Annotated in this window: 1 pseudogene; it reads right to left on the bottom strand. The window is 34.2% G+C overall.

The window, feature by feature from the left end:
- Positions 1 to 168: 168 nt before the first annotated feature.
- Positions 169 to 1,165 (bottom strand): annotated as a pseudogene (locus tag ACWEKM_RS46590) (IS3-like element IS981 family transposase); the annotation flags it as partial.

The raw sequence follows: 1,165 nt of genomic DNA, 5'->3' as shown, positions 1-1,165 counted from the left end.
GGAGGAAATAATAAAAGCAGTAATCATACTAAAAACTGCTTTTATTATTGTTTTATTTTTCATGTTACTTTGTTTTGGACTTTTTATTCTTTAGTTTTTTATATTCTTTATTGATGACGTTAAGTCAAGTTTTTAGAGTAACAAACGTAGAATTTTAATCTATTTATTTTAAGCACTTACCTTTTCAAATTGATTAGGTGTAAGATACCCTAAACTTTGATGGATTCGTTTTGAATTATAAAAGGCTTCGATGTACCAGAAAATACTCTGATAGGCTTCTTCAAAGTTCTTATATTTAAATTGATACACCCACTCTCTTTTTAAATGTCCATGCCAAGATTCAAGACTGGTATTATGATAAGGGTATCCCCTTCGACTGAAAGAGTGAGTCATCCCATAATACTTAAGCAACTCTTCATACTCTAGACTCGTATACTGGCTTCCTTGGTCAGAATGAAGAATAACAGCTTCTGGATAGTCTTGTGATTTAATGGCCTTATTTAAAGTTCTTTGCACTAATTCTACAGTCATTCGCTTGCCCAAATCCCAAGCAATGACTTTTTTAGTATAACGATCCATAATGGTTGAGAGATAAGCCCATCCTTGTTGAGTAGGAATATAAGTAATGTCGGTTGACCAAACCTTATTTTTCTTTGTAGGTTCAGTCTGTATGAGATTTTTTCGATTGATGTGATCACTTAGTGAGTATCCAGGCTTAAATTTCTTAATGACTACAGACTTGAGTTGAAGTTGCTTCATTAGCTTCTGTACCAGTTTTAACCCGACTTTTTCCCCTTGTTTAAGTAGAAGATGATGAATTTTAGTAGCACCATAGATTCCTCGGTTAGCATTGAAGAGTTGAGACATTTTGAGTGGCAGGTATTGTCTCCTTAATTGAGTTTTAGATGGATGTCGGTTAATCCGTTCATAATAACTTGATTCAGGAACATCAAGAAGTTGACAGCTTAGTCTGACATTGAGTGCTAAAGTTTGTATGGTTTGAGCCATATCCGCAGCACTCACTTCTTTTTCTCGGCGAATATGGTCAATACTTTTTTTAAGATGTCTCGTTCTTCCTTAACTTTAGCCAGTTGTCTTTTTAATTCTAGAAAATCAGCTTTAGAGACGGAGCTTTCATTAGATTTAGAGTAGAGGTCTATCCATT

Source organism: Streptomyces sp. NPDC004752 (assembly GCF_053601275.1).
This window is presented reverse-complemented; position numbering and strand designations above follow the sequence as displayed.